Source organism: Paenalcaligenes sp. Me52 (assembly GCF_050487965.1).
GTDB lineage: Bacteria > Pseudomonadota > Gammaproteobacteria > Burkholderiales > Burkholderiaceae_B > Paenalcaligenes.
This window is the reverse complement of the sequence record NZ_JBKQFO010000002.1, coordinates 52,998-72,880: the sequence shown is the minus strand read 5'-3', so window position 1 is coordinate 72,880 and position 19,883 is coordinate 52,998. Positions and strand designations below refer to the sequence as shown.

At 50.8% G+C, this 19,883-nt stretch carries 18 protein-coding genes; 10 read left to right on the top strand and 8 right to left on the bottom strand.

The window, feature by feature from the left end; all coding sequences use genetic code 11:
• Nucleotides 1-4: 4 nt before the first annotated feature.
• The 6 genes from ACLO87_RS11540 to ACLO87_RS11515 form a co-directional block, all read right to left on the bottom strand.
• A complete protein-coding gene (locus ACLO87_RS11540) occupies nt 5-685 on the bottom strand; it encodes a protein-L-isoaspartate O-methyltransferase family protein (protein ID WP_430223784.1) in 681 nt (226 codons plus the stop codon).
• 104 nt (nt 686-789) lie between these two features.
• The gene (locus tag ACLO87_RS11535; protein ID WP_430221454.1) at nt 790-1,491 is read right to left on the bottom strand and encodes a 5'-methylthioadenosine/adenosylhomocysteine nucleosidase; all 702 of its coding nucleotides are present in this window, start codon (nt 1,489-1,491) and stop codon (nt 790-792) included.
• Between the two features lie 25 nt (nt 1,492-1,516).
• The gene (thiD, locus tag ACLO87_RS11530) at nt 1,517-2,341 is read right to left on the bottom strand and encodes a bifunctional hydroxymethylpyrimidine kinase/phosphomethylpyrimidine kinase (RefSeq protein ID WP_430223783.1); all 825 of its coding nucleotides are present in this window, start codon (nt 2,339-2,341) and stop codon (nt 1,517-1,519) included.
• 5 nt (nt 2,342-2,346) lie between these two features.
• A complete protein-coding gene (locus ACLO87_RS11525; RefSeq protein WP_135861874.1) occupies nt 2,347-3,156 on the bottom strand; it encodes a thiazole synthase in 810 nt (269 codons plus the stop codon).
• 77 nt (nt 3,157-3,233) lie between these two features.
• A complete protein-coding gene (locus tag ACLO87_RS11520) occupies nt 3,234-4,184 on the bottom strand; it encodes an ABC transporter substrate-binding protein (protein WP_430223782.1) in 951 nt (316 codons plus the stop codon).
• Between the two features lie 62 nt (nt 4,185-4,246).
• Nucleotides 4,247-6,097, bottom strand: coding sequence for a TonB-dependent receptor domain-containing protein (locus ACLO87_RS11515; protein ID WP_430223781.1), 1,851 nt, complete (start codon nt 6,095-6,097; stop codon nt 4,247-4,249).
• Between the two features lie 369 nt (nt 6,098-6,466).
• On the opposite strand from ACLO87_RS11515, the gene metH reads away from it, so the two are divergent.
• Nucleotides 6,467-10,243, top strand: coding sequence for a methionine synthase (gene metH, locus ACLO87_RS11510; RefSeq protein ID WP_430224063.1), 3,777 nt, complete (start codon nt 6,467-6,469; stop codon nt 10,241-10,243).
• 6 nt (nt 10,244-10,249) lie between these two features.
• On the top strand, nt 10,250-11,068 hold the full coding sequence (locus tag ACLO87_RS11505; RefSeq protein WP_430223780.1) for a helix-turn-helix transcriptional regulator: 819 nt from the start codon (nt 10,250-10,252) through the stop codon (nt 11,066-11,068).
• A 5-nt stretch (nt 11,069-11,073) separates the two neighbouring features.
• Here the strand turns inward: ACLO87_RS11505 and ACLO87_RS11500 are convergent, their stop codons facing one another.
• Nucleotides 11,074-11,991 (bottom strand): LysR substrate-binding domain-containing protein, encoded by a 918-nt coding sequence (locus tag ACLO87_RS11500; RefSeq protein ID WP_430223779.1) that lies wholly within the window; start codon nt 11,989-11,991, stop codon nt 11,074-11,076.
• A gap of 165 nt (nt 11,992-12,156) precedes the next feature.
• Here ACLO87_RS11500 and ACLO87_RS11495 point away from each other — a divergent pair, with 165 nt between their 5' ends.
• The 5 genes from ACLO87_RS11495 (at nt 12,157) to maiA (ending at nt 17,351) form a co-directional block, all read left to right on the top strand.
• A complete protein-coding gene (locus tag ACLO87_RS11495) occupies nt 12,157-13,533 on the top strand; it encodes an MFS transporter (RefSeq protein WP_430223778.1) in 1,377 nt (458 codons plus the stop codon).
• 55 nt (nt 13,534-13,588) lie between these two features.
• Nucleotides 13,589-14,626, top strand: coding sequence for a gentisate 1,2-dioxygenase (gene gtdA, locus ACLO87_RS11490; protein ID WP_430223777.1), 1,038 nt, complete (start codon nt 13,589-13,591; stop codon nt 14,624-14,626).
• A gap of 32 nt (nt 14,627-14,658) precedes the next feature.
• On the top strand, nt 14,659-15,360 hold the full coding sequence (locus tag ACLO87_RS11485) for a fumarylacetoacetate hydrolase family protein (RefSeq protein WP_430223776.1): 702 nt from the start codon (nt 14,659-14,661) through the stop codon (nt 15,358-15,360).
• Nucleotides 15,361-15,413: 53 nt separating this feature from the next.
• Nucleotides 15,414-16,607 (top strand): 3-hydroxybenzoate 6-monooxygenase, encoded by a 1,194-nt coding sequence (locus tag ACLO87_RS11480; RefSeq protein WP_430223775.1) that lies wholly within the window; start codon nt 15,414-15,416, stop codon nt 16,605-16,607.
• A gap of 102 nt (nt 16,608-16,709) precedes the next feature.
• Complete coding sequence (maiA, locus tag ACLO87_RS11475) at nt 16,710-17,351, top strand: maleylacetoacetate isomerase (RefSeq protein ID WP_430223774.1); 642 nt, start codon at nt 16,710-16,712, stop codon at nt 17,349-17,351.
• Between the two features lie 28 nt (nt 17,352-17,379).
• Here the strand turns inward: maiA and ACLO87_RS11470 are convergent, their stop codons facing one another.
• Nucleotides 17,380-17,721 carry a zinc ribbon domain-containing protein YjdM gene (locus ACLO87_RS11470; protein ID WP_430223773.1) on the bottom strand — a complete coding sequence of 114 codons (342 nt, stop codon included), beginning with the start codon at nt 17,719-17,721 and terminating at the stop codon, nt 17,380-17,382.
• A 211-nt stretch (nt 17,722-17,932) separates the two neighbouring features.
• On the opposite strand from ACLO87_RS11470, the gene ACLO87_RS11465 reads away from it, so the two are divergent.
• The 3 genes from ACLO87_RS11465 to panC are packed head-to-tail and all read left to right on the top strand — an operon-like array spanning nt 17,933 to nt 19,880.
• A complete protein-coding gene (locus tag ACLO87_RS11465; protein ID WP_430224062.1) occupies nt 17,933-18,124 on the top strand; it encodes a DUF3460 family protein in 192 nt (63 codons plus the stop codon).
• A gap of 9 nt (nt 18,125-18,133) precedes the next feature.
• On the top strand, nt 18,134-19,012 hold the full coding sequence (locus ACLO87_RS11460; RefSeq protein ID WP_430223772.1) for a segregation and condensation protein A: 879 nt from the start codon (nt 18,134-18,136) through the stop codon (nt 19,010-19,012).
• 25 nt (nt 19,013-19,037) lie between these two features.
• The gene (gene panC / locus ACLO87_RS11455) at nt 19,038-19,880 is read left to right on the top strand and encodes a pantoate--beta-alanine ligase (protein ID WP_430223771.1); all 843 of its coding nucleotides are present in this window, start codon (nt 19,038-19,040) and stop codon (nt 19,878-19,880) included.
• The last annotated feature ends 3 nt before the right edge of the window (nt 19,881-19,883 follow it).

Below are 19,883 nucleotides of genomic sequence, written 5' to 3'. Positions count from 1 at the left end.
ACAATTAGAATTTGAAATGCGAAATAGCCGTACCATGCAAAGCTTTGATGTTGGTATCAAAAAGAAGTTCCACGTCAAAACTTGCAGCACTAGTACGCGTGATACGGGTCACGGTCATTACAGGTTGCTGACCAACGACTGCTACCAAACGGCCACCAATAGCCAACTGATATTTCAGCGCATCAGGTATTGTAGGCACCGAACCAGTCAGCAAGATTGCATCGTATTCGGTAGTGCCCCAGCCTGCGTGTGCATCGCCAGTTTCAACGGTAACATTCGTGATTTTGTTACGTTGCAGATTGTTTTTTGCAAAGCCAGCAAGCGTACTGTTGATTTCAATAGAGGTCACTTGCTGGCACAAACAGGCCAGCAAAGCGGCTTGGAAACCCGAGCCAGTACCAATTTCAAGCACACCATCAGACGGTTTAAGTTGCAGCTCTTGAGTGAGACGGGCTTCCAGGCTGGGGAACAGCATGGTTTCACCTGTGTCTATACCGTCAACAATCAGTGGCAGTTCAGTGTCGGAAAAGGCTGCGCCTTCCATAGCTGGAGGCACAAAGCGCTCGCGTTTGACCTCTAGCAGGGCATCAAGCACGTTCTCATCAGACAGGTGCCAAGGGCGGATTTGTTGCTCGATCATGTAATAGCGGGCACGTTCGAGCTCAGACAGCGCGTGAATGTTCATAACGTCCAATAAGCGTTTGGTTAGTCGTACAGAAATCTGATTATAGGACAGGATGCCTGATACTGCTTTGTTCAAAAACAGGCTTTTCTATCCGGTACTTCAAGTCATGGGCAAGCAGGCAGCATCTGTTGCAGAAGAATACTAGCATTCTGCACAGCAATACTCATAAATTGCTCAAAATCCATGTTGGCACCGTCATTCGCATTGTCGGAAATAGATCGAATGCAAATCACAGGTACCTTATTCAGGTAGCACACTTGCGCAATACTAGCACTTTCCATCTCGCAGGCAAGTGCATTGAACTGCTGGTGTATCCAGCGGCTTTTTTCTGGGCAAGCAATAAATTGATCCCCGCTGGCAATGCAGCCAGTGCTGACCTGATGCCCTGTAATGTGGCTGGCAGCAGCCTGAGCTAATTTACGTAGCGTAGGATCAGTAGGGAAGTACAGCGTATCCATACGGAAGATCTGTCCTGGCGGTAAGCCTAGAGCAGCGATATCCATATCGTGCTGTACCAAGCAGTCAGCAATCACCACATCACCGGGGGAAATGCCAGGGCCTATGCCCCCCGCAATCCCTATATTGATGACACGGCTTACAGCGAATTCAGAAATCAGTATTTGTGTGCAGGTGGCAGCATTCACCTTACCCACGCCACAAATTACCGCAACAACAGGTTTGCCTGCGAACAGGCCTTGGTGAAACTGCATGCCAGCACGTTCGTGAGTACTGGCATGATCCAAATGTTGCAGGACAATTTCTAACTCTTCCTGCATGGCCACAATAATGGCGGTGCTATGCGTCATAACTACAGTGGTGACTCAGACCAAATTACGAATTAACAGGTGGCCACCAGTGGTGGAAGTGATGCACTGGCCCATGACCAGAACCAATGTTCATTTCATGGGAACGAGCAATCGCTTTAAACAAATATTGTTTGGCCAGTTTTGCCGCTTCAACTGCATTGGGTGTTTGTGGCAGTAACGCCGCTAATGCCGCTGACAAGGTGCAACCCGTGCCGTGTGTGTTTTTGGTTTGGATGCGCAAAGCAGGCATTTCTACCATTTGATCGCCGTTAAACAGCAGATCAGGGCAATCGTCACCGGGTAGGTGACCACCTTTTAGAAATACCCAGCGCTCTTTGCCATCATCAATGAGCTTATGCAGCTTCTCGGCTACACCAAACATCTCTTTGAGGGTTTCGGCGGGGCGAGCTTCCAGCAGTACTCCGGCTTCAGGCAGGTTAGGCGTAATCATGGTGGACTGTGGTAACAGCTGTTCACGCAGGGCGTTTACGGCTGGTTTTTCCAAAAGCAAATTACCGCTTTTAGCCACCATGACGGGGTCTAGTACCAGAAACTTAGGTCTCCAATGCGCCAAGCGGTCAGCAACCACTTCAGTCACGCGCTGTTGTCCCAACATGCCCAGTTTCACCGCATCAATACGCACATCATCAAACAGCGTATCAATCTGCAAGGCCACGAAAGCTGGGTCCACTGGCAAAATGCCAGTAACGCCTTTGGTGTTTTGTGCGGTCAGTGCGGCAATCACACCGTTAGCATAGGCGCCAAGCGCGCTCATGGCCTTTACATCGGCCAATACACCAGCACCCCCAGAGGGGTCTACGCCGGCGATGGTCAGAGTACTGGGAATCATAGACTTCACTTAGAACGAGAATGAATCATGCCTTCAACAGGCGAGCTAGGGTCTGCATCGTAATATTTACGAGGTACACGGCCAGCAAGGTACGCATTACGGCCAGCTTGTACAGCTTCTTTCATGGCCAATGCCATGCGAATTGGGTCGCGAGCACCTGCAATCGCAGTGTTCATCAACACGCCATCGCAGCCTAGTTCCATACCAATAGCGGCATCTGAGGCAGTGCCTACACCGGCATCTACCAACACAGGCACGGAGGACTGGTCGATAATTAGACGCAGGTTCCATGGGTTAATAATGCCCATGCCAGAACCAATTAATGATGCCAATGGCATGATGGCCACACAACCAATGTCTTCCAACATCTTGCACTGAATAGGGTCATCCGAGCAGTACACCATGACATCAAAACCTTCGCTGACCAGTGTTTTGGCGGCGATCAAGGTTTCAGGCATGTTTGGGAACAGGTTTTGGGCGCTGCCCAGCACTTCCAGTTTCACCAATGAGTGGCCATCCAGCAATTCACGCGCTAAGCGCAAAGTGCGCACGGCGTCGTCTGCAGTAAAGCAGCCAGCAGTATTAGGCAAAATGGTGTAGCGGGAAGGTGGAACATAGTCCAGCAGGCTAGGCGCGTTAACGTCTTGGCCAATATTAGTGCGACGGATGGCGACGGTAACAATTTCTGTACCACTGGCTTCAATCGCGAGCTTGGTTTCTTCGAAATCCTTGTATTTTCCTGTGCCTACTAGCAGACGGGACTGATAGGATTTACCAGCAATAACAAATGGATCGGCAGGAGTAGTAATGCTCATGGTGGTGATGCTCTAGTGGTATGACAGAAATGCTAGGGTTATCCGTAGCGTCAAAACCTTAAAGGATAATGCATTTATCAGGGTTTGGCAGGGCTTTTGCCATGCTGCGCCGCAGCATGTTGATTTGCTCGTACATGATCTACATAGCCGCACAGTTGCTCGGTGGCATCAATGAGTCGAGGGCCAGGTCTATACAGCAGGTCGGGCGAGATACTAAAAAAGTGTCCTGCGATGGCGGCAGGTAGTTGGTGCTGTTGCCAGTAGTGCAGGCGTTCTTGTTGCGTTAGAGCAGAGGGCTGCGAGACGATCACCACTTGTGGGTTACGACGTAATAGCTCTTCTGGTAGGACTTGGGGAGCGGCTACTGTGCTGTGTGCATAGCTATTGCTAGCGTTGCAGGTAGCCAGTACATCGGCAATTAGCGGGTCGTTGCCAATAGTGTAGATGGGGTCATGTCCCAATTCTAAATATACCGACACGGTTGGCTTGTCCTTTCGCGCAGGGCTGGCGAGCGCATCTAAACGATCATCCAACTGCTGTGCAACAGGGCAGGCAATATCACGGGTATTAAATAGCCAACCCAACCGGCGTATTTCCTGAGGGATATCGTGTAGACGGGTAGGGCGTGAATACAGTAACGGGATGCCTAAGCGTTCTAGCGTAGGTTGCATGGAGGCAAGCGTACTGCCCGGTAACCACGCAAAAATAGCATCAGGTTGTAGCTCTAACAGACGCTCGGGGTGTAGCGTGATGCCATCCCCTATACGTGGCAGTGTGGTGGCAGCTTGGGGGTGGTCGCTGCTACTTACTGTTGCAATGATGGCGTCACCAGCTCCGGCGGCATACAGCAACTCGGTCAGATGTGGAGCAAGACTAATCGCCCGTTGAAATGAAGGTGAGGGGGCTGTGCTGCTGCATGGGTCATCAGGGATGCTAAACGTCTGCTGTGCATGCGCAGGTTGCACTAATACGGTGAAAGGCAGTAGAGCCGAGATCAACCAACAACGTGTTTTATGCACTATGCCCATGAGCACTGTTTCCCTAGATGAAGCCGCTGCCTGATTAACGTGGTCAGGCAGCGGCGGTAGGCTTACATGCGCCAGGTCAGGTTTACAAATACGTTAGAGCCAGGCGTGTTGTAGCCGTATGCATACTCATAACGTTTGTTAAAGACGTTATCCCAACGTACAGAGGCCGTAACGGATTTACTGAAATCGTATTTTGCTGTCAGGTTAACCAAGCTGAAGCTGCCTAAAGTGACGTCTTTGGCAGGGAATGAGCGGAAGTCTTGATCTGAACGCTTAGCCGTCCACGAGTACTCTGCTCCTACTTGCAGGTTAGTGAAACTGTAGTTAGCACCCAGTCGGTACACTTGCGCAGCACGACGAGTTAGGCGGTTGTCGGTTTCTTTATCGCGAGGGTTAGTTAAATCAAGGCTACCCCACAGCGACAAGTCGTCGAACTGTTGATCAAACATCAACGAGTAACCTTTGATCTTGGCACGATTGGTGTTGAAGTACTCGCCGTTAGGGCCACCGGCAAAGCGCCAGTTAATCAGGTTGTTAATGCGGTTTTGGTAGGCAACCAATTTCACAGAGCCCGTGTCATGGGTGTAGGCAATACGTGCTTCCACATTTTTGGATGTTTCAGGTGACACGGTAGAAATCAGTGCACTTTGGTTCACGTAGTCTTCGTACAAAGTAGGCATTTTGAAGCCGGTGTTATACGAGGCCCCTACCGTCCAACGGTTGGTGATGTCGAAGTCATAGGCTATAGCGCCGGTAGTACGGCTGGTATGGCCCGCAATACGATCGTGGCGTAGGCTTGCTTGCGCATGGTGTCGGCCATAGTTCAGACTGTAAATCAGTGCGCCAGCATTGCTGTGACGTTTAGCATTTAAGCTAGTGTAGCCAGCTTGTTTACCGCGTTCGTCATTGTGTTCCAGCAGAGCAGTCAGTGTTTGGTATTGACCCAAGGTGACATCGTTTTGCCATGCGTAGTTACGCAAGGTGGTTTGGTAGGACGAGGTTTCTACGTTAAAGCTACTGTAACCCTGACGCGTTTCACGCGTTTCGTTAACGCTCAGTTTGCTAGTCCAGTTACCAAAGAATGTATTGGTAGAGCTTAAGCCATACGCTTGCTGGCGTGTCGCGCTGGATTCTTGACCGGTGTAGCCGGTGAATTCGCCATTAATGTATGACGAAAATAGATGGGCATCCAGACGGTGTTGATCTGAAAATGCATAACCTAAGTCGGCTTTGACGCTATTGCTTTCATAGCCATCTGCGCGTTTAGAGGCGCCCACATCAGAGTGGGAGTTCGTAGAGCGGAAACCGTCGCTATTGGCCATAGAGCCAATCAGGTTATACGACAAACCATTACTTTGGCCGGAAAAACCTACGCTGCTTTTGAACAAGCTGTGCGTGCCAATACCCATCTCACCCCAGAAAGCCATAGGTGTATCGGTTTGGCCTTTTTTGGTGATGATGTTGATCACACCACCAATGGCCTCAGAACCGTACAAGCTACTGCCAGCACCACGCAAAATTTCGATGCGTTCAATTTGAGCAGGGTTAATCGCATTAAAGTTAACAGCATTAGAGATACTGCTATTAATACGCACGCCATCAATCAATACCAATACGTGTCGGCTATCTGTGCCACGCATGAAAATAGACGTAGGGGTTTGAGGACCGCCCGTGGTGCTAATTTGAATACCGTGCTCACGTGACAGCAATTCAGCTACGCTGCTTTGACCTGCTTTTTCCAAGGTAGCTCTATCAATAACGCTAACGTCACCCACCACCTCGCTTTCCAACTGCGCCACACGGCTAGCAGTAACGACAATGTTGTCTAATTCGGAAACGGGTTGGGAGGACTGTGCCGCAGCACTTAACGGAAAAATGCAGGCCAGCAACGCAGCCAAGTGAGTTGTTTTCATGACGAATCCTGTTCGGTGCGCGACCCCGCACACCACAATAAAAATGGGCTAGGTTTTAGAAAAGAAAACTAGCTATATACATTCAGGTATATCAGGGCTCGGTATCGGGCTGGCATGCATAAGCATGAGTACCGTTGCGGGGGCAGCGCTGTTTGTTCTATGAAATAGGGCCAGGCTTCCCGATGAGCAGTGTGGTTTTCTGCTCAGCTACATAAGAAAAGGGAGTCTTAGTATGTACCTTGATATGCAAAGGGAATTTAGCATAGCAGTCGCAGGGGGGTACAATACATCTCTTTGGTTGTGGTGTAAGCGAGTCGTTTTTGCTCCACGACATAGTGCTTGACGATTTTCAGGATTTTGCTCGTGACCGTGTCATATCCCGCTATTCCATACCCCGTATCTTCGTACACCCGTGCAGGGGATTTTGTACAGTTGTTGGCTGATCGCATTGTGATTCTGGATGGCGCGATGGGCACCATGATTCAGCGCTACAAATTAAGCGAAGCCGATTTCCGTGGTGAGCGATTTAAAGATCATCACAAAGATGTACGGGGTGATAACGAGCTGCTGTCGTTGGTGCGGCCAGACGTTATTGAGGCCATACACCGCCAGTATTTGGAAGCGGGTGCAGATGTAATCTGTACCAACACCTTTGGTGCGACAGAGGTAGCGCAAAGCGATTACGCCTTGCACGGTATAGCCTATGAACTAAACGTAGCATCTGCAAAAATCGCACGTAAAGTCTGTGACGAGTTCATCGCCAAAGGCCAGCGTCGTTATGTGGCAGGGGTGTTGGGGCCACAACCCAAGACAGCCTCTATTTCGCCCGACGTGAATGACCCGTCCGTGCGTAACGTCACCTTTGAAGAACTGCGTGATGCCTACACCGAACAGCTAAATGGCTTGATTGATGGTGGCGCTGATATCGTACTGATAGAAACCATCTTCGATACCTTGAACGCTAAGGCTGCAATTTTTGCCGTCGAATCCGTCTTTGAAGAACGTAATATCCGCTTGCCGGTGATGGTTTCCGGTACGGTTACTGATGCTTCTGGCCGTATTTTGTCAGGCCAAACGGTAGAGGCTTTTTGGAACTCTGTGCGCCATGCACGACCAGTCACCATAGGTTTGAACTGTGCGTTAGGCGCGGCGTTGATGCGCCCCTATATCGCCGAATTGTCCAAAATCTGTGACACCTACATCTGCGTGTACCCCAATGCTGGTTTGCCAAACCCTATGGCAGAAACAGGCTTTGATGAAACCCCTAAAGACACCTCTGGTTTATTGCACGAGTTTGCTGAAGCCGGGTTGGTGAATATGGTGGGCGGTTGCTGTGGTACGACACCAGATCACATCCGTGCCATCGTGCAGCAAGTGCAAAGCCTGCCACGTCGCCAAGTGCCGGAGATTCCTGTACGCACCCGTTTGTCAGGTCTAGAAGCCTTGAACTTTGATGAGCAAAGTTTGTTCATTAACGTGGGTGAGCGTACCAACGTGACAGGCAGTAAAGCCTTCTTGCGTTTGATCCGCGAAGAGCGTTTTGAAGAAGCGTTGTCAGTAGCACGCCAGCAAGTAGAGAACGGTGCGCAGATCATCGATATCAATATGGATGAAGCCATGTTGGACTCAGTTGCCAACATGCGTAAATTCTTGAACCTGATTGCGTCTGAACCTGATATCTCTCGTGTACCCATCATGGTAGATAGCTCCAAATGGGAAGTGATTGAAACAGGTTTACGCTGCATTCAAGGTAAAGCGGTGGTGAACTCTATTTCGCTGAAAGAGGGCGAAGAGTCTTTCTTGGCGCATGCGCGTTTGTGCCGTAAGTACGGTGCGGCGGCAGTGGTGATGGCCTTTGATGAACAAGGGCAGGCCGACAGCCTAGAGCGACGTAAAGAAATTTGTGCGCGTGCATATTGGATGCTGGTGAACGAAGTAGGTTTCCCGCCTGAGGACATCATTTTTGACCCCAACGTGTTCGCAGTCGCTACTGGTATTGATGAGCACAATAACTACGCACGAGACTTTATCGAAGGCGTGAAATGGATTCGCCAGAATCTGCCTCATGCTCGTATGTCGGGTGGTATTTCTAACGTCAGCTTCTCTTTCCGTGGCAATGAAGCCATGCGTGAGGCCATTCACACCGTATTCCTGTACTACAGCATCCGCGAGGGGCTGACCATGGGGATTGTGAATGCTGGCCAGCTAGGTGTGTATGCTGACTTGGATGAGAAAGTACGCAATATGGTGGAAGACGTCATATTGAACCGTGCTGATCCCGTCGCTAAAGAAGGCCCTAATGACGAGCGTAGCTCTACTGAGCGTTTAGTGGAATTGGCCGAGAACATCAAAGGTTCTGGTGCCAAGCGTGAAGAAGACCTCACATGGCGCGAGCAGCCTGTGCGTGCGCGTTTGGTGCATGCGCTGGTAAACGGTATCACTACCTTTATTGTGGAAGATACCGAAGAAGTACGCCAAGAAATTGCCAATGCAGGTGGCCGACCCATCGAGGTGATTGAAGGGCCATTGATGGACGGTATGAACGTGGTGGGTGACTTGTTTGGCGAGGGCAAAATGTTCTTGCCGCAGGTGGTGAAATCCGCTCGTGTGATGAAGCAAGCCGTATCGCACTTAGTGCCTTTTATTGAAGAAGAAAAACGCCAAATTGCGTTGGCTGGTGGCGATGTGCGCTCTAAGGGCAAGATCGTCATGGCGACAGTGAAAGGCGACGTGCACGATATTGGTAAAAACATTGTGACCGTGGTGCTGCAATGTAATAACTTTGAAGTAGAGAACATGGGCGTAATGGTGCCATGTGCTCAGATTCTAGAAAAAGCCAAAGAAGTAAATGCCGATATGGTGGGCTTGTCTGGGTTGATTACACCTAGCTTAGAAGAAATGAGTTATGTCGCCTCTGAGATGCAGCGTGACCCATATTTCCGCGAGAAAAAGATCCCGTTGTTGATTGGTGGTGCCACTACCAGTCGTGTTCACACCGCCGTGAAAATTGCGCCGCACTATGAAGGCCCTGTGATTTATGTACCGGATGCCAGTCGTTCGGTAGGGGTAGCAACCAGCTTGATGTCGGACAACCGCGATAACTACGTGCAAGAAATTGCCGAAGAATATGACATGGTGCGTACGCGTCACGCAAATCGTAAAGAAACACCGCTGATCAGTTTAGAGGATGCTCGTGCTGACGCGCCGCCCATAGATTGGGCCAATTACACGCCACCACGCCCCAAATTCATTGGTAGACGTACCTTTATTAACTACGATCTGGCCGATATCGCTCGTTTCATAGATTGGACGCCATTCTTCCAAACATGGAGCCTCTTTGGTCGCTTTCCACGTATTTTAGAAGACGAGGTAGTAGGCGAGCACGCTAAACAGTTGTACGCCGAAGGCCAAGCGATGTTGAAAAAAATCATCGAAGGTCGCTGGTTGCAAGCCAATGGTGTGGTGGCCTTCTACCCAGCCAATAGTGTGAATGGCGATGACATCGAGGTGTACAGCGATGAGACACGTTCCGAAGTGCTGTTCACATGGCGTAATCTGCGTCAGCAAACCGTGAAACGGTCTGGTGTACACAGTAAATGTTTGGCGGATTACATTGCACCCAAAGAAAGCGGCATTATCGACTACATAGGTATGTTTGCGGTGACGGGTGGTTTGGGCATAGAGAAGCACTCTGAACGCTTCCAAGCAGAGGGCGATGATTACTCTGACATCATGCTCAAAGCATTGGCTGATCGTTTTGCGGAAGGCTTTGCTGAGTGTCTACATGCTCGGGTACGTACTGATTTGTGGGGCTATGTGTCTGAGGAAGACTTAGATAACGAAGCCTTGATTGATGAGCGTTATCAAGGGATACGTCCAGCACCTGGTTACCCTTCTTGCCCTGAGCACATCGTGAAAGACGATATGAACCGTGTGATGCAGTGGGAAGACATCAACATGCAGCTAACAGAAAGTCTGGCGATGTATCCTGCCTCCAGTGTGTCGGGTTTTTATTTCAGCCACCCTGACTCACAATATTTCAACGTAGGGAATATTGGAGAAGATCAATTGCACGACTACATTGCTCGTTCAGGTAGAGACGAAGACGAGGTACGTCGCTCGTTAGCATCGGTGTTGCGTGGGTAGGTAATCATGGGGCGCACAGAAAGCTTAAGCTCATCGGATCATGCGGCCAGCACGCGGCGTAAAGCACTGGGTGATTTTTTACGTAGTGTGCGTGAACGTACTAGACCAGAGGCTTTGGGGCTACCAGCGGGTAGCCGACGACGCACACCGGGGTTACGACGCGAAGAAGTGGCACAGCTTTGCGACATCAGTGTGACGTGGTACACGTGGATGGAACAAGGGCGAGAAATTGCGATTTCGCCTACGGTGTGTGCACGTTTAGCCAATGAGCTGCGGCTAGGGCGTGCTGAGCGCCAGTATTTGTTTGAGCTGGCCGAATGCGCAGACCCCGAGCACGATGAATTGCTGCCCACCCAACTGCCCGATGGCCTAGAGGACTGCGTGCGTAGCATTGCGGCACCGGCTTATATTTTGGATAGGTGTTGGAATGTCTTAGCGCGCAATGAGGCGTTGTTACGTTTGTTTGATGGTTGGCCTGACCGAAACCCTGCCCCTAATTTGTTGCACTACATTTTTCTAGACCCTGCTGCCCGCAGCTTGGTGGTGGACTGGGAGCAGCGTGCGACGCGTGTGGTCAGTGAGTTTAGAGGGGACGTAGGCGCGCATGTGGACGAACCGGAGTTACATGCGCTACTGCAATCGTTATTGTCTACCAGCCCCGTGTTTGCCCAGTGGTGGGGTAGGCAAACGGTAGTCGAGCGCGAGGGTGGTTTACGCAGTTTTGCCCATCCTCAAGATGGTGTACTGCACTTTAGACAATACACGTTTAGGCTAGCGATACGACCAGACTGCAAGTTGGTCATGCTGATCCCCAAAGCGGATTAACGTGTTTAGGCTTCTGGTCGCGAGAGGTGAATCAAGTGATCCAGAAAGGCTTCTAGTACATCCGAGGGCTGTTCATCTTGTCGCCAAAACACGCCCACACTGCCTTGTTGGGCGCTATCGGGCAAGTTCAGAATAGATAAACGCGCTTCCGCAGCATGGCTCTGCGCCAGCCGTTGCGACAAGATGCCTATCATGTCACTGCCTTGCAGCATGTGCAGGGTGAGGTTCATGGAACCAGACTCTATGTGATCTGCTGGCATTAAGAGGTTATTGGCAATCAGGGTGTTATCAATGCTGACGCGTATGGGGGTGCCGGTAGGCCATACCACCCAGCGCCATGGTTCTAGGTCTTGCCACGATAGGCTGGTTTTTTCAGACAGCGGGTGCCCACGTCGGGTGACAAAGCGTATAGGCTCGCTATAGAGCACCTTATAGTTAAGTGGCAAGGCGAGTGCGTTACTCCCAATACGACCAATGACCACGTCCACTTGCCCAAGTAATAACTGCTCTAGCAACGGCGTCATGATGCTTTCTACGATACGCAGATGAATTTTTGGGTGGTCTTGCATCAGGTCCAGAATGGCTTGTGCCACGATATCTGTTGCCACCGGCGAGCTGCCTATCATCAGGCTGCCTTGCATACCGCTTTTAAACAGCGAGATATCTGCACGCGACCGATCCAGTTCATTCAGTATGCGCCTAGCGTGTTTAATCACCAGTTGCCCACCGGGCGTGGGACGTATGCCTTTGCTATGACGCTCAAACAGCAGCATGCCCATATCGTCCTCTAAGCCTGTCAGCCATTTTGAGAGCGCCGGTTGTGTGATGTTCATGAGCTCAGCTACCCGCGTGAGGTTGCACTGATCTGCCAGCATGGTCAGTGTTTGCAAGTGATGAAACTTAAGCTTTTGGGTCCAGTCCATATTTAGTCATAACCTGTGGGTTATGGGTTGGCTAAAAATACCATTATATTTTCAATACAGAAGCCAGCACAATACAGCATCACTAAGCACGCCATGAGGCGTGTCGCCTATGACAAAAAAAACTGGGCAGGCTATGTATCTGCCTCCTTTTCTGGAGACCACACCATGCAATCCTCACACGAGCAGGCTGTGAATGTGCAGCACGCTATTGACGGTGCAAAAGTCAGTTCTTTGCAGTGGAAAATCATTATTTGCTGTTTTCTCATTGTGGCCGCCGATGGGTTGGACACGGCAGCAATTGGGTTTATTGCGCCAGCCATCATGGCCGAGTGGGGGTTAAGCAGGCCCGCGTTAACCCCGCTGTTTATGTCGGGGCTGTTGGGGTTGACGCTAGGAGCCTTGCTGTTTGGGCCGCTGGCTGATCGTTTAGGGCGTAAAAATATTCTGATCTTCAGCACCTTCTTTTTTGGTTTGATGTGTTTGTTGTCTGCTTTCTCGCCCAATCTCACGGTGCTGACCGTACTGCGCTTTTTGACAGGCATAGGCTTGGGCGGGGCAATGCCTACTGCTATCACTCTAACCTCTGAGTTTTTACCTGTGCGACGACGTTCTGCATTGGTCACCATGATGTTTTGCGGTTTCACCTTGGGATCAGCCTTAGGAGGGGTACTGACGGCGCAGTTATTACCCGCTATTCACTGGCAAGGCATGTTGATACTGGGGGGCGTATTGCCACTGGTATTGGTGTTGTTCCTGTTGGTGCTACTAGAGGAATCCCCACGCTATAGGTTGTTGAAAAAACAGTCAGCCGAGCAAATGCTGAGCCTCATGCGCCGGTTAACGGGGGTGAATTATGGCCCACAGACGGCCTTCTTTCTTCCCGAAAATAAAACGGGCAAAAGTGCGATTTCAGCCTTGTTCCAGAAAAACCTAGTCGTAATTACCGTGGTGCTGTGGTGTGCGTTTTTCATGAGCCTGCTGGTAATTTATATGCTGTCTAGCTGGTTGCCCACCTTATTGGCAGGCATAGGCATTGATTTGGAGCATGCCTCATGGATTACCGCTGCATTCCAAATTGGTGGCACGTTGGGAGCGTTGTCGCTGGGCATGCTGATGGATAAGCAGAACCCTTACAAAGTCCTGATTGTGAGCTATGCCATGGGTGGCGTATTCATTGCCTCCATGGGGACGGCGAGTGTTTCTATCCCCTTGCTAGTGCTGGTGATCTTTGGTGCGGGGGTGGGGGTGAGTGGTGCACAAGTAGGTTTTAATGCGTTGGTGGCTACCTTGTATCCCACCGAATGCCGTGCCACTGGGGTCAGTTGGTCAAACGCGATGGGCCGTTGTGGGGCGATTTTCGGTGCCTTAGCTGGTGGCGCCATGATTTCATGGGAATTAAGTTTTTCTACCATTTTCATGCTGTTGGGGATTCCTGCCATGATTACTGCCCTGTGTTTAGTGATTTTGTTGCAGATAGCACGGGCTAAACGTCAGAGCGCGGAGCCACCCCTTAGCGCCGCAGCTGCGCAAGAAGCTGCATAAAGGGTAGCAAGAGTTCTATAAGCTGCCTCGTTACACATTCATAGGAGAGAGTGCCATGCATAGCACAACAAAGCAGGAGCTAGAGCAGCGTCAGGCGTTTTATGACGACATTGGTAAGGTGGATCTGGTGCCTTTGTGGGAGTCCTTGCATTCGCTGGTGACGACCAAGCCAGCGGTGAAGTATGCGGCGCATTTATGGAAATACGCCCTGATACGTCCTCACTTACTGCGCAGTGGCGAACTGATCGGTGCGCGTGAAGCCATACGCCGTGTGTTGGTACTAGAGAACCCGCAACTGCGCGGCTCCTTTTTCATTACGCCCACCCTATATGCCGGTTTGCAATTGATACTGCCTAATGAGGTAGCACCTAGCCATCGTCATACCCAATCGGCACTGCGCTTTATTGTGGAAGGTTCCGGCGGTTTTACTGCGGTAGACGGGGAACGCACCATGATGCACGAGGGCGATTTGATCTTGACACCGCAGTGGCGCTGGCACGATCACGGTCATATAGGTGATGGGCCGGTGGTGTGGTTGGATGCCTTGGACTTGCCGCTGGTGAATAACTTTGGTGCGGCTTTTGCTGAAGATTACCCCGAGCAGCAGCAGCCTGAAACCCGCAAAGAGGGTGATTTTGAGGCGCGTTATGCTGCCAATATGCTGCCAGTGCGTTATCAGTCCGGTAATTCTTCCCCCATTTTTAACTACCGTTATGAGCGCAGTCGCGAAGCCTTATATCAGCTAAGTCTACACAGCCCTATGGATGAGTATGAGGGCTTCAAATTACGGTATGTGAACCCTGCTAATGGCAAAGACACCATGCCCACTATTGCCACCTTTCTACAGTTGCTACCCAACGGTTTTATAGGCAAGAAAGCGCGCAGCACCGATGGCACGGTGTATCACGTGGTTGAGGGCAGCGGTACAGCACACATTGGGAATCAGAGCTTTGCGTTCACCAAAAAAGATGTGTTTGTCGTCCCGTCGTGGGAGCCCGTGAGTTTTGACACCAACGATGACGTGGTGTTGTTCAGTTTTTCTGACCGTCCTGTGCAAGAAGCTCTAGGGTTGTTGCGCGAAGCTCGCGCTTAAGGTTATTTCAAAGAATGTAAAAGGAGTCAGTGATGACCCAGTATCTTTTTTCTCCAGCCGCTACGGTGGGTGTTCCCGTTGTAGGAAGTGAAAAACAGTTTCCAGTACGACGAGTGTACTGCGTAGGCCGTAACTACGCGGCACATGCACGTGAGATGGGCTTTGACCCGGATCGCGAACCGCCTTTCTTTTTTTGTAAGCCTGCAGATGCCATTGTGCCAGTGGCGGTCGGTGAGACCTTATCGCTGCCGTATCCCGAGCAAACGCAGAACTACCACTACGAAATAGAGTTAGTCGCCGCTATAGGCAAAGGCGGGAGCAATATTGCTGTGGAGGACGCCTTGAGTCATGTGTTCGGTTATGCCACTGGCTTAGACATGACCCGTCGTGATTTGCAGATGGAAATGCGTCAAATGGGGCGACCTTGGGAAATCGGTAAAGCCTTTGACTTGTCCGCACCGATGGCTGCACTGCATCCGGCAGATCAAGTTGGTGATATACACAATGCGCCGTTGTGGCTGCAAGTGAATGGCACAGACAAACAGCGCAGCAACGTGAACTGTTTGATTTGGTCTGTGGCAGAGACCATCAGCTACTTGTCCAAATACTTCAGGTTAGAAGCCGGCGATTTGATCTTCACAGGTACGCCTGAAGGGGTAGGTCCAGTGGTGCGTGGTGATGTGATGGAAGGCGGCGTACAAGCGTTGATACCGCTATCCGTAAAGGTGGTGTGACCCAAACACGGGTAGAGAGCGATGACAGTCGCCAGCAAATAGATGGAGATCCCATGAGTACACAGAAAAAAGCCATTGTAGTGGGGGGCGGCATTGGCGGTGCCGCTGCTGCTTTGTCACTCGCGCAGTGTGGCATTGAGGTGTTGTTATTGGAGCAAGCGCAAGAAATAGGCGAAATAGGGGCAGGGATTCAGCTAGGCCCTAACGCGTTTTCTGCCTTGGACAGCTTAGGTGTGGGCGAAGTAGCACGTTCGCGTGCGGTGTTCACCGACCACATCACCATGATGGATGCCGTCGATGGCAAACAAGTATTGTGCATGGAAACCGGTCAGGCATTCAGAGACTGTTTTGGTGGGCCGTATGCGGTGATTCACCGCGTTGATATTCACTCCAGTGTGTGGGAGGCGGCTCAAGCTCATCCCTTGATTAGTTATCGTATTTCTACACGCGTGGATCAGGTGCATGCGGATGAGCACGGCGTACGCGTCACGGATACTAAGGGCAATGTCTATGAGGCAGACATGCTTATTGGGGCGGATGGCGTTAAGTCGGTTGTACGTCAATATACGTTGGGCGATGAACCCAGAGTCACAGGGCATGTGGTCTATAGGGCTGTCATTGAGCGTGACGATATGCCAGAAGCCTTGCGTATTAATGCGCCGGTGTTGTGGGCAGGGCCTAAATGCCACTTGGTGCATTACCCCTTGCGGGGTGGCTCGCAATATAACTTAGTGGTCACCTTCCATAGTCGTAACGAAGAGCAGTGGGGGGTAACCGAGGGCAGCAAGGAAGAAGTGTTGTCCTACTTCGCGGGTATTGATCCGTTGCCAGCACAACTGCTGGATAGACCCACCTCATGGCGTCGTTGGGCGACGGCTGATCGCAATCCGGTACCAGCATGGGGGCGTGACACTGTCACCTTGTTGGGGGATGCTGCCCACCCTGTGGCGCAGTATATGGCGCAGGGGGCCTGTATGGCACTGGAAGATGCGGTGACTTTAGGTGCGGCTATTCGTCACTCTCAGGGGGATATACGCGCTGCCTTCAAGTTGTATGAGTCGGTACGCATACCGCGTACCGCGCGCATTGTGTTATCCACACGCGAGATGGGGCGTCTTTATCATGCCGAGGGCATAGAGCGTGATGTGCGTAATCTGATTTGGAAAAACAAATCACAAGCCTTCTTTTACCAAGCCATTGAGTGGTTGTATGGCTGGACGGAAGAAAACTGTTTAATCCCGCGTTGAGGGTGAGCATAGCCACAGCAGGCTTCTTTGGTAGGGGCGGCTGTGGTTATACATCACACACGATGCGACATAGCCTCACCTATCATTCAGGAAAGCAAAGCAATGAAGCTGTATAGCTTTTTTAATAGTTCTGCCTCGTATAGGGTGCGTATTGCCCTAGCGCTCAAACAATTATCGTATGACCTGGAAGGGATCAATATACGGGTGGGAGCGCATAAGGCTCCAGAGTACACAGCGCATAATGCGATGGCCTTAGTGCCTACCTTGAGCGAGGTAGCTGTAGGTGATATAGGGCAGTCACTGGCTATTATTGATTATCTGGATCAGCAATATCCAGAGCCACGCTTAATTCCGCAGAACGCCACACAGAGAGCCTTGGTATTGGAAATTGCCTACGGCATCGCGTGTGATATTCATCCTGTGAATAATATGCGTATTCTGAAATATCTCAGCGATGTGTTACAGGTAGGCGCTGAGCAGAAACAAGCGTGGTATGAACACTGGATCACCGAGGGCTTACAAGGTATAGAGCAGTTGTTGGTCAAAGCGGGCGCTGAGCAATTTTGTGTAGGCAGTGCGCCGAGTCTGGCGGACTGCTGCCTGATTCCCCAATTGGCGAATGCCCTCCGTATGGGGTGTGATCTCAGCGCCTATCCGCTATGTAGGCGTGTGTATGAACACTGCACAAGCTTACCGGCCTTTCAGGCAGCCGCTCCTGAAAATCAGCCAGACTACATGGCGTAGTGACTAGCCCCTGCCGTGGGCAGGAGGCTTAGGCTTTTTTCAGAAACTCTGCTTTAAGCTCGTAGCTGATGCCATCAATTTTGCAACTGACCTCATGATCGCCAGCCACAATGCGAATACCGCGTGCTTTAGCGCCTTTCTTCAGAGTGGTGGAAGAGCCTTTGACTTTAAGGTCTTTAATCAGGTGTACATCGTCACCGTCTTGCAGGGGTGTACCGTGTGCATCTTTGATTTGGCGCTCGTCGGATTCGGCGGCGTTCTCTTCAGCATGAATGGACCACTCATGCGCGCATTCTGGGCAAACGTAGAACTCACCGTCTTGATAGGTGTGTTCGCCAGAGCAAGAAGGGCAAGAAGAGGGGTGTGTCATGAAAACTCCAGTCTAAGGGAATTAAGCGTTAATTCTATAATTTTGACTGCAGATGTTAGCATAAAGCTGTTTTTGACTGGTTTGTGTGAAAAAAGGCAGTGCGTAGAAACACGTAACTGTAGCCGGGTTTACACGGCATGCTCTGTTTATGGACGGGTTTGCAGTAAACTCAAGCATTTGGTGAATGCAATTTGTTAAGTGTGCGGTGATTATGGCCAAGAATTACGAATCTGAAATTACACAATTCCTGAAAGGCTTTAAGCAGGAACATCCAGAAACCGACAACCGTCAGCGCGAAGGTCGCGGTCGCTTGTGGGATAAACAGGTGGATGCTGAGCTGCAGGAAGGCTACCGTGCCGGTCGTGTGGCACAGCCCGCCTATGTGTACTACTCCAACGACTAATCGTGTGTGATGGCTGAGCAAGCCACAACACAGGTCACATCAAGCGATGGGGGGGCGGTTGCCCCTTCCTTACTTGATGCGGAGATTTTTGCGCGTTTGTATGGGGAACCCTTATTTAAGGTTCCTCAGGATTTGTATATCCCACCCGATGCGTTAAAAGTGTTTCTAGAGGCCTTCGAGGGGCCGCTGGATTTGTTGCTGTATCTAATACGTAAGCAGAACTTCAACGTGTTGGATATTCCTATGGCCCAGGTGACCAATCAGTACCTGGCTTACGTAGAGGAAATCCGTCGCAGCAACTTAGAGTTGGCAGGTGAGTACTTGCTGATGGCAGCCTTGCTCATAGAGATTAAATCTCGCATGTTGCTGCCGGTGAAAAAAACCGACTCTGACGAAGAGGTAGAAGATCCACGGGCCGAGCTCGTGCGGCGTCTACTGGAATACGAACGCATGAAAATGGCAGCGCAGAAATTAGATGCGTTGCCACAGCTAGGCCGTGACTTTGAACGAGCCAATGCACATTTAGATCTGCATGTAGAGCAGGTACTGCCCGATGTGAGCCCCGAGGATCTTAAAGATGCTTGGCGAGACATTATGCGTAGGGCGCAATTAAATCGCAGCCATACCATTACCCGTGAGCAGCTCTCTGTACGCGATCACATGAGTCAAATATTGCGCCGCTTAAATGATGCGCAATTTTTAGAGTTTACGGCCCTATTTATAGAGCGTATCGAGGACGGCGATGCGGTGCCTGTTCTTGTCGTGCATTTTCTAGCCATGTTAGAGCTGGTGCGCGAGTCGCTGGTGGAAGTAACTCAAACCGAACCTTATGCCCCCATCTATGTACGCCTAGCCTTTGTGCGTACCGAGGGCGCTTCTATTCAATAATGCCGTTCTGGTATTGGAGTTTTCAGTGAAAGTTGTACACACCATTCAGGAGCTACGCGACCATCTGCAGGGGCAGACTCGGGTTGCATTTGTGCCTACCATGGGCAACCTGCATGAAGGGCATTTGGCGTTGATGCGTTTGGCGCGTCAGCACGGTGACCCAGTCGTGGCCAGTATTTTTGTGAATCCACTGCAGTTTGGTCCAAACGAGGACTTCAACCAGTATCCACGTACATTGCAGCAAGATATAGACAAGCTAGAAGCCGCGCGCGATGTCTACGTGTTGTTCGCTCCGTCCGAAAAAGAAATGTACCCAGAGCCGCAAAGCTTCCGTATTGATACGCCTAAAGGTTTGGGCGATATCTTGGAAGGTGAGTGCCGTCCAGGTTTCTTTGAGGGCGTCAGCACCGTGGTGATGAAGCTGTTTTCCTGCGTACAGCCACGTGTGGCCGTATTCGGTAAAAAAGATTACCAGCAGCTAATGGTAGTACGTAGCATGTGTCGTCAGTTCCAATTGCCTGTAGAGGTGATGGCTCATGAAACGGTGCGTGAAGAAAGCGGTTTGGCATTGTCTTCGCGTAATCGCTATTTGAGCGATCAAGAAAAAGCCAAAGCGCCTCAACTGTATGCCTGTTTACAAGCTGTGCGTGCGCAAATCCAAGCTGGTTGTACTGATGTGGCTCAAATCGAGCATGACGCCGCACAACGTTTAGCCTTGGAAGGCTGGGATGTGGATTATCTGACGTTACGTCGTCAAAGCGATTTGCTCACACCAGAATCAGACGAGATCAAAGCTGGTGAAGCCTTGGTTGCATTAGGTGCTGCCAAACTGGGTAGCACACGCCTGATCGATAACTTGGAAATCTAAAAA

What these genes read in the sequence shown, in the direction of transcription:
- ACLO87_RS11520 (WP_430223782.1), bottom strand. Translation starts at nt 4,184, where the DNA reads ATGGGCATAGTGCATAAAACACGTTGTTGGTTGATCTCGGCTCTACTG.
- ACLO87_RS11460 (WP_430223772.1), top strand. Translation starts at nt 18,134, where the DNA reads ATGGCTGAGCAAGCCACAACACAGGTCACATCAAGCGATGGGGGGGCG.
- ACLO87_RS11515 (WP_430223781.1), bottom strand. Translation starts at nt 6,097, where the DNA reads ATGAAAACAACTCACTTGGCTGCGTTGCTGGCCTGCATTTTTCCGTTA.
- ACLO87_RS11465 (WP_430224062.1), top strand. Translation starts at nt 17,933, where the DNA reads ATGGCCAAGAATTACGAATCTGAAATTACACAATTCCTGAAAGGCTTT.
- maiA (WP_430223774.1), top strand. Translation starts at nt 16,710, where the DNA reads ATGAAGCTGTATAGCTTTTTTAATAGTTCTGCCTCGTATAGGGTGCGT.
- ACLO87_RS11480 (WP_430223775.1), top strand. Translation starts at nt 15,414, where the DNA reads ATGAGTACACAGAAAAAAGCCATTGTAGTGGGGGGCGGCATTGGCGGT.
- ACLO87_RS11470 (WP_430223773.1), bottom strand. Translation starts at nt 17,721, where the DNA reads ATGACACACCCCTCTTCTTGCCCTTCTTGCTCTGGCGAACACACCTAT.
- gtdA (WP_430223777.1), top strand. Translation starts at nt 13,589, where the DNA reads ATGCATAGCACAACAAAGCAGGAGCTAGAGCAGCGTCAGGCGTTTTAT.
- ACLO87_RS11500 (WP_430223779.1), bottom strand. Translation starts at nt 11,991, where the DNA reads ATGGACTGGACCCAAAAGCTTAAGTTTCATCACTTGCAAACACTGACC.
- ACLO87_RS11540 (WP_430223784.1), bottom strand. Translation starts at nt 685, where the DNA reads ATGAACATTCACGCGCTGTCTGAGCTCGAACGTGCCCGCTATTACATG.
- thiD (WP_430223783.1), bottom strand. Translation starts at nt 2,341, where the DNA reads ATGATTCCCAGTACTCTGACCATCGCCGGCGTAGACCCCTCTGGGGGT.
- ACLO87_RS11535 (WP_430221454.1), bottom strand. Translation starts at nt 1,491, where the DNA reads ATGACGCATAGCACCGCCATTATTGTGGCCATGCAGGAAGAGTTAGAA.
- ACLO87_RS11525 (WP_135861874.1), bottom strand. Translation starts at nt 3,156, where the DNA reads ATGAGCATTACTACTCCTGCCGATCCATTTGTTATTGCTGGTAAATCC.
- ACLO87_RS11505 (WP_430223780.1), top strand. Translation starts at nt 10,250, where the DNA reads ATGGGGCGCACAGAAAGCTTAAGCTCATCGGATCATGCGGCCAGCACG.
- ACLO87_RS11495 (WP_430223778.1), top strand. Translation starts at nt 12,157, where the DNA reads ATGCAATCCTCACACGAGCAGGCTGTGAATGTGCAGCACGCTATTGAC.
- ACLO87_RS11485 (WP_430223776.1), top strand. Translation starts at nt 14,659, where the DNA reads ATGACCCAGTATCTTTTTTCTCCAGCCGCTACGGTGGGTGTTCCCGTT.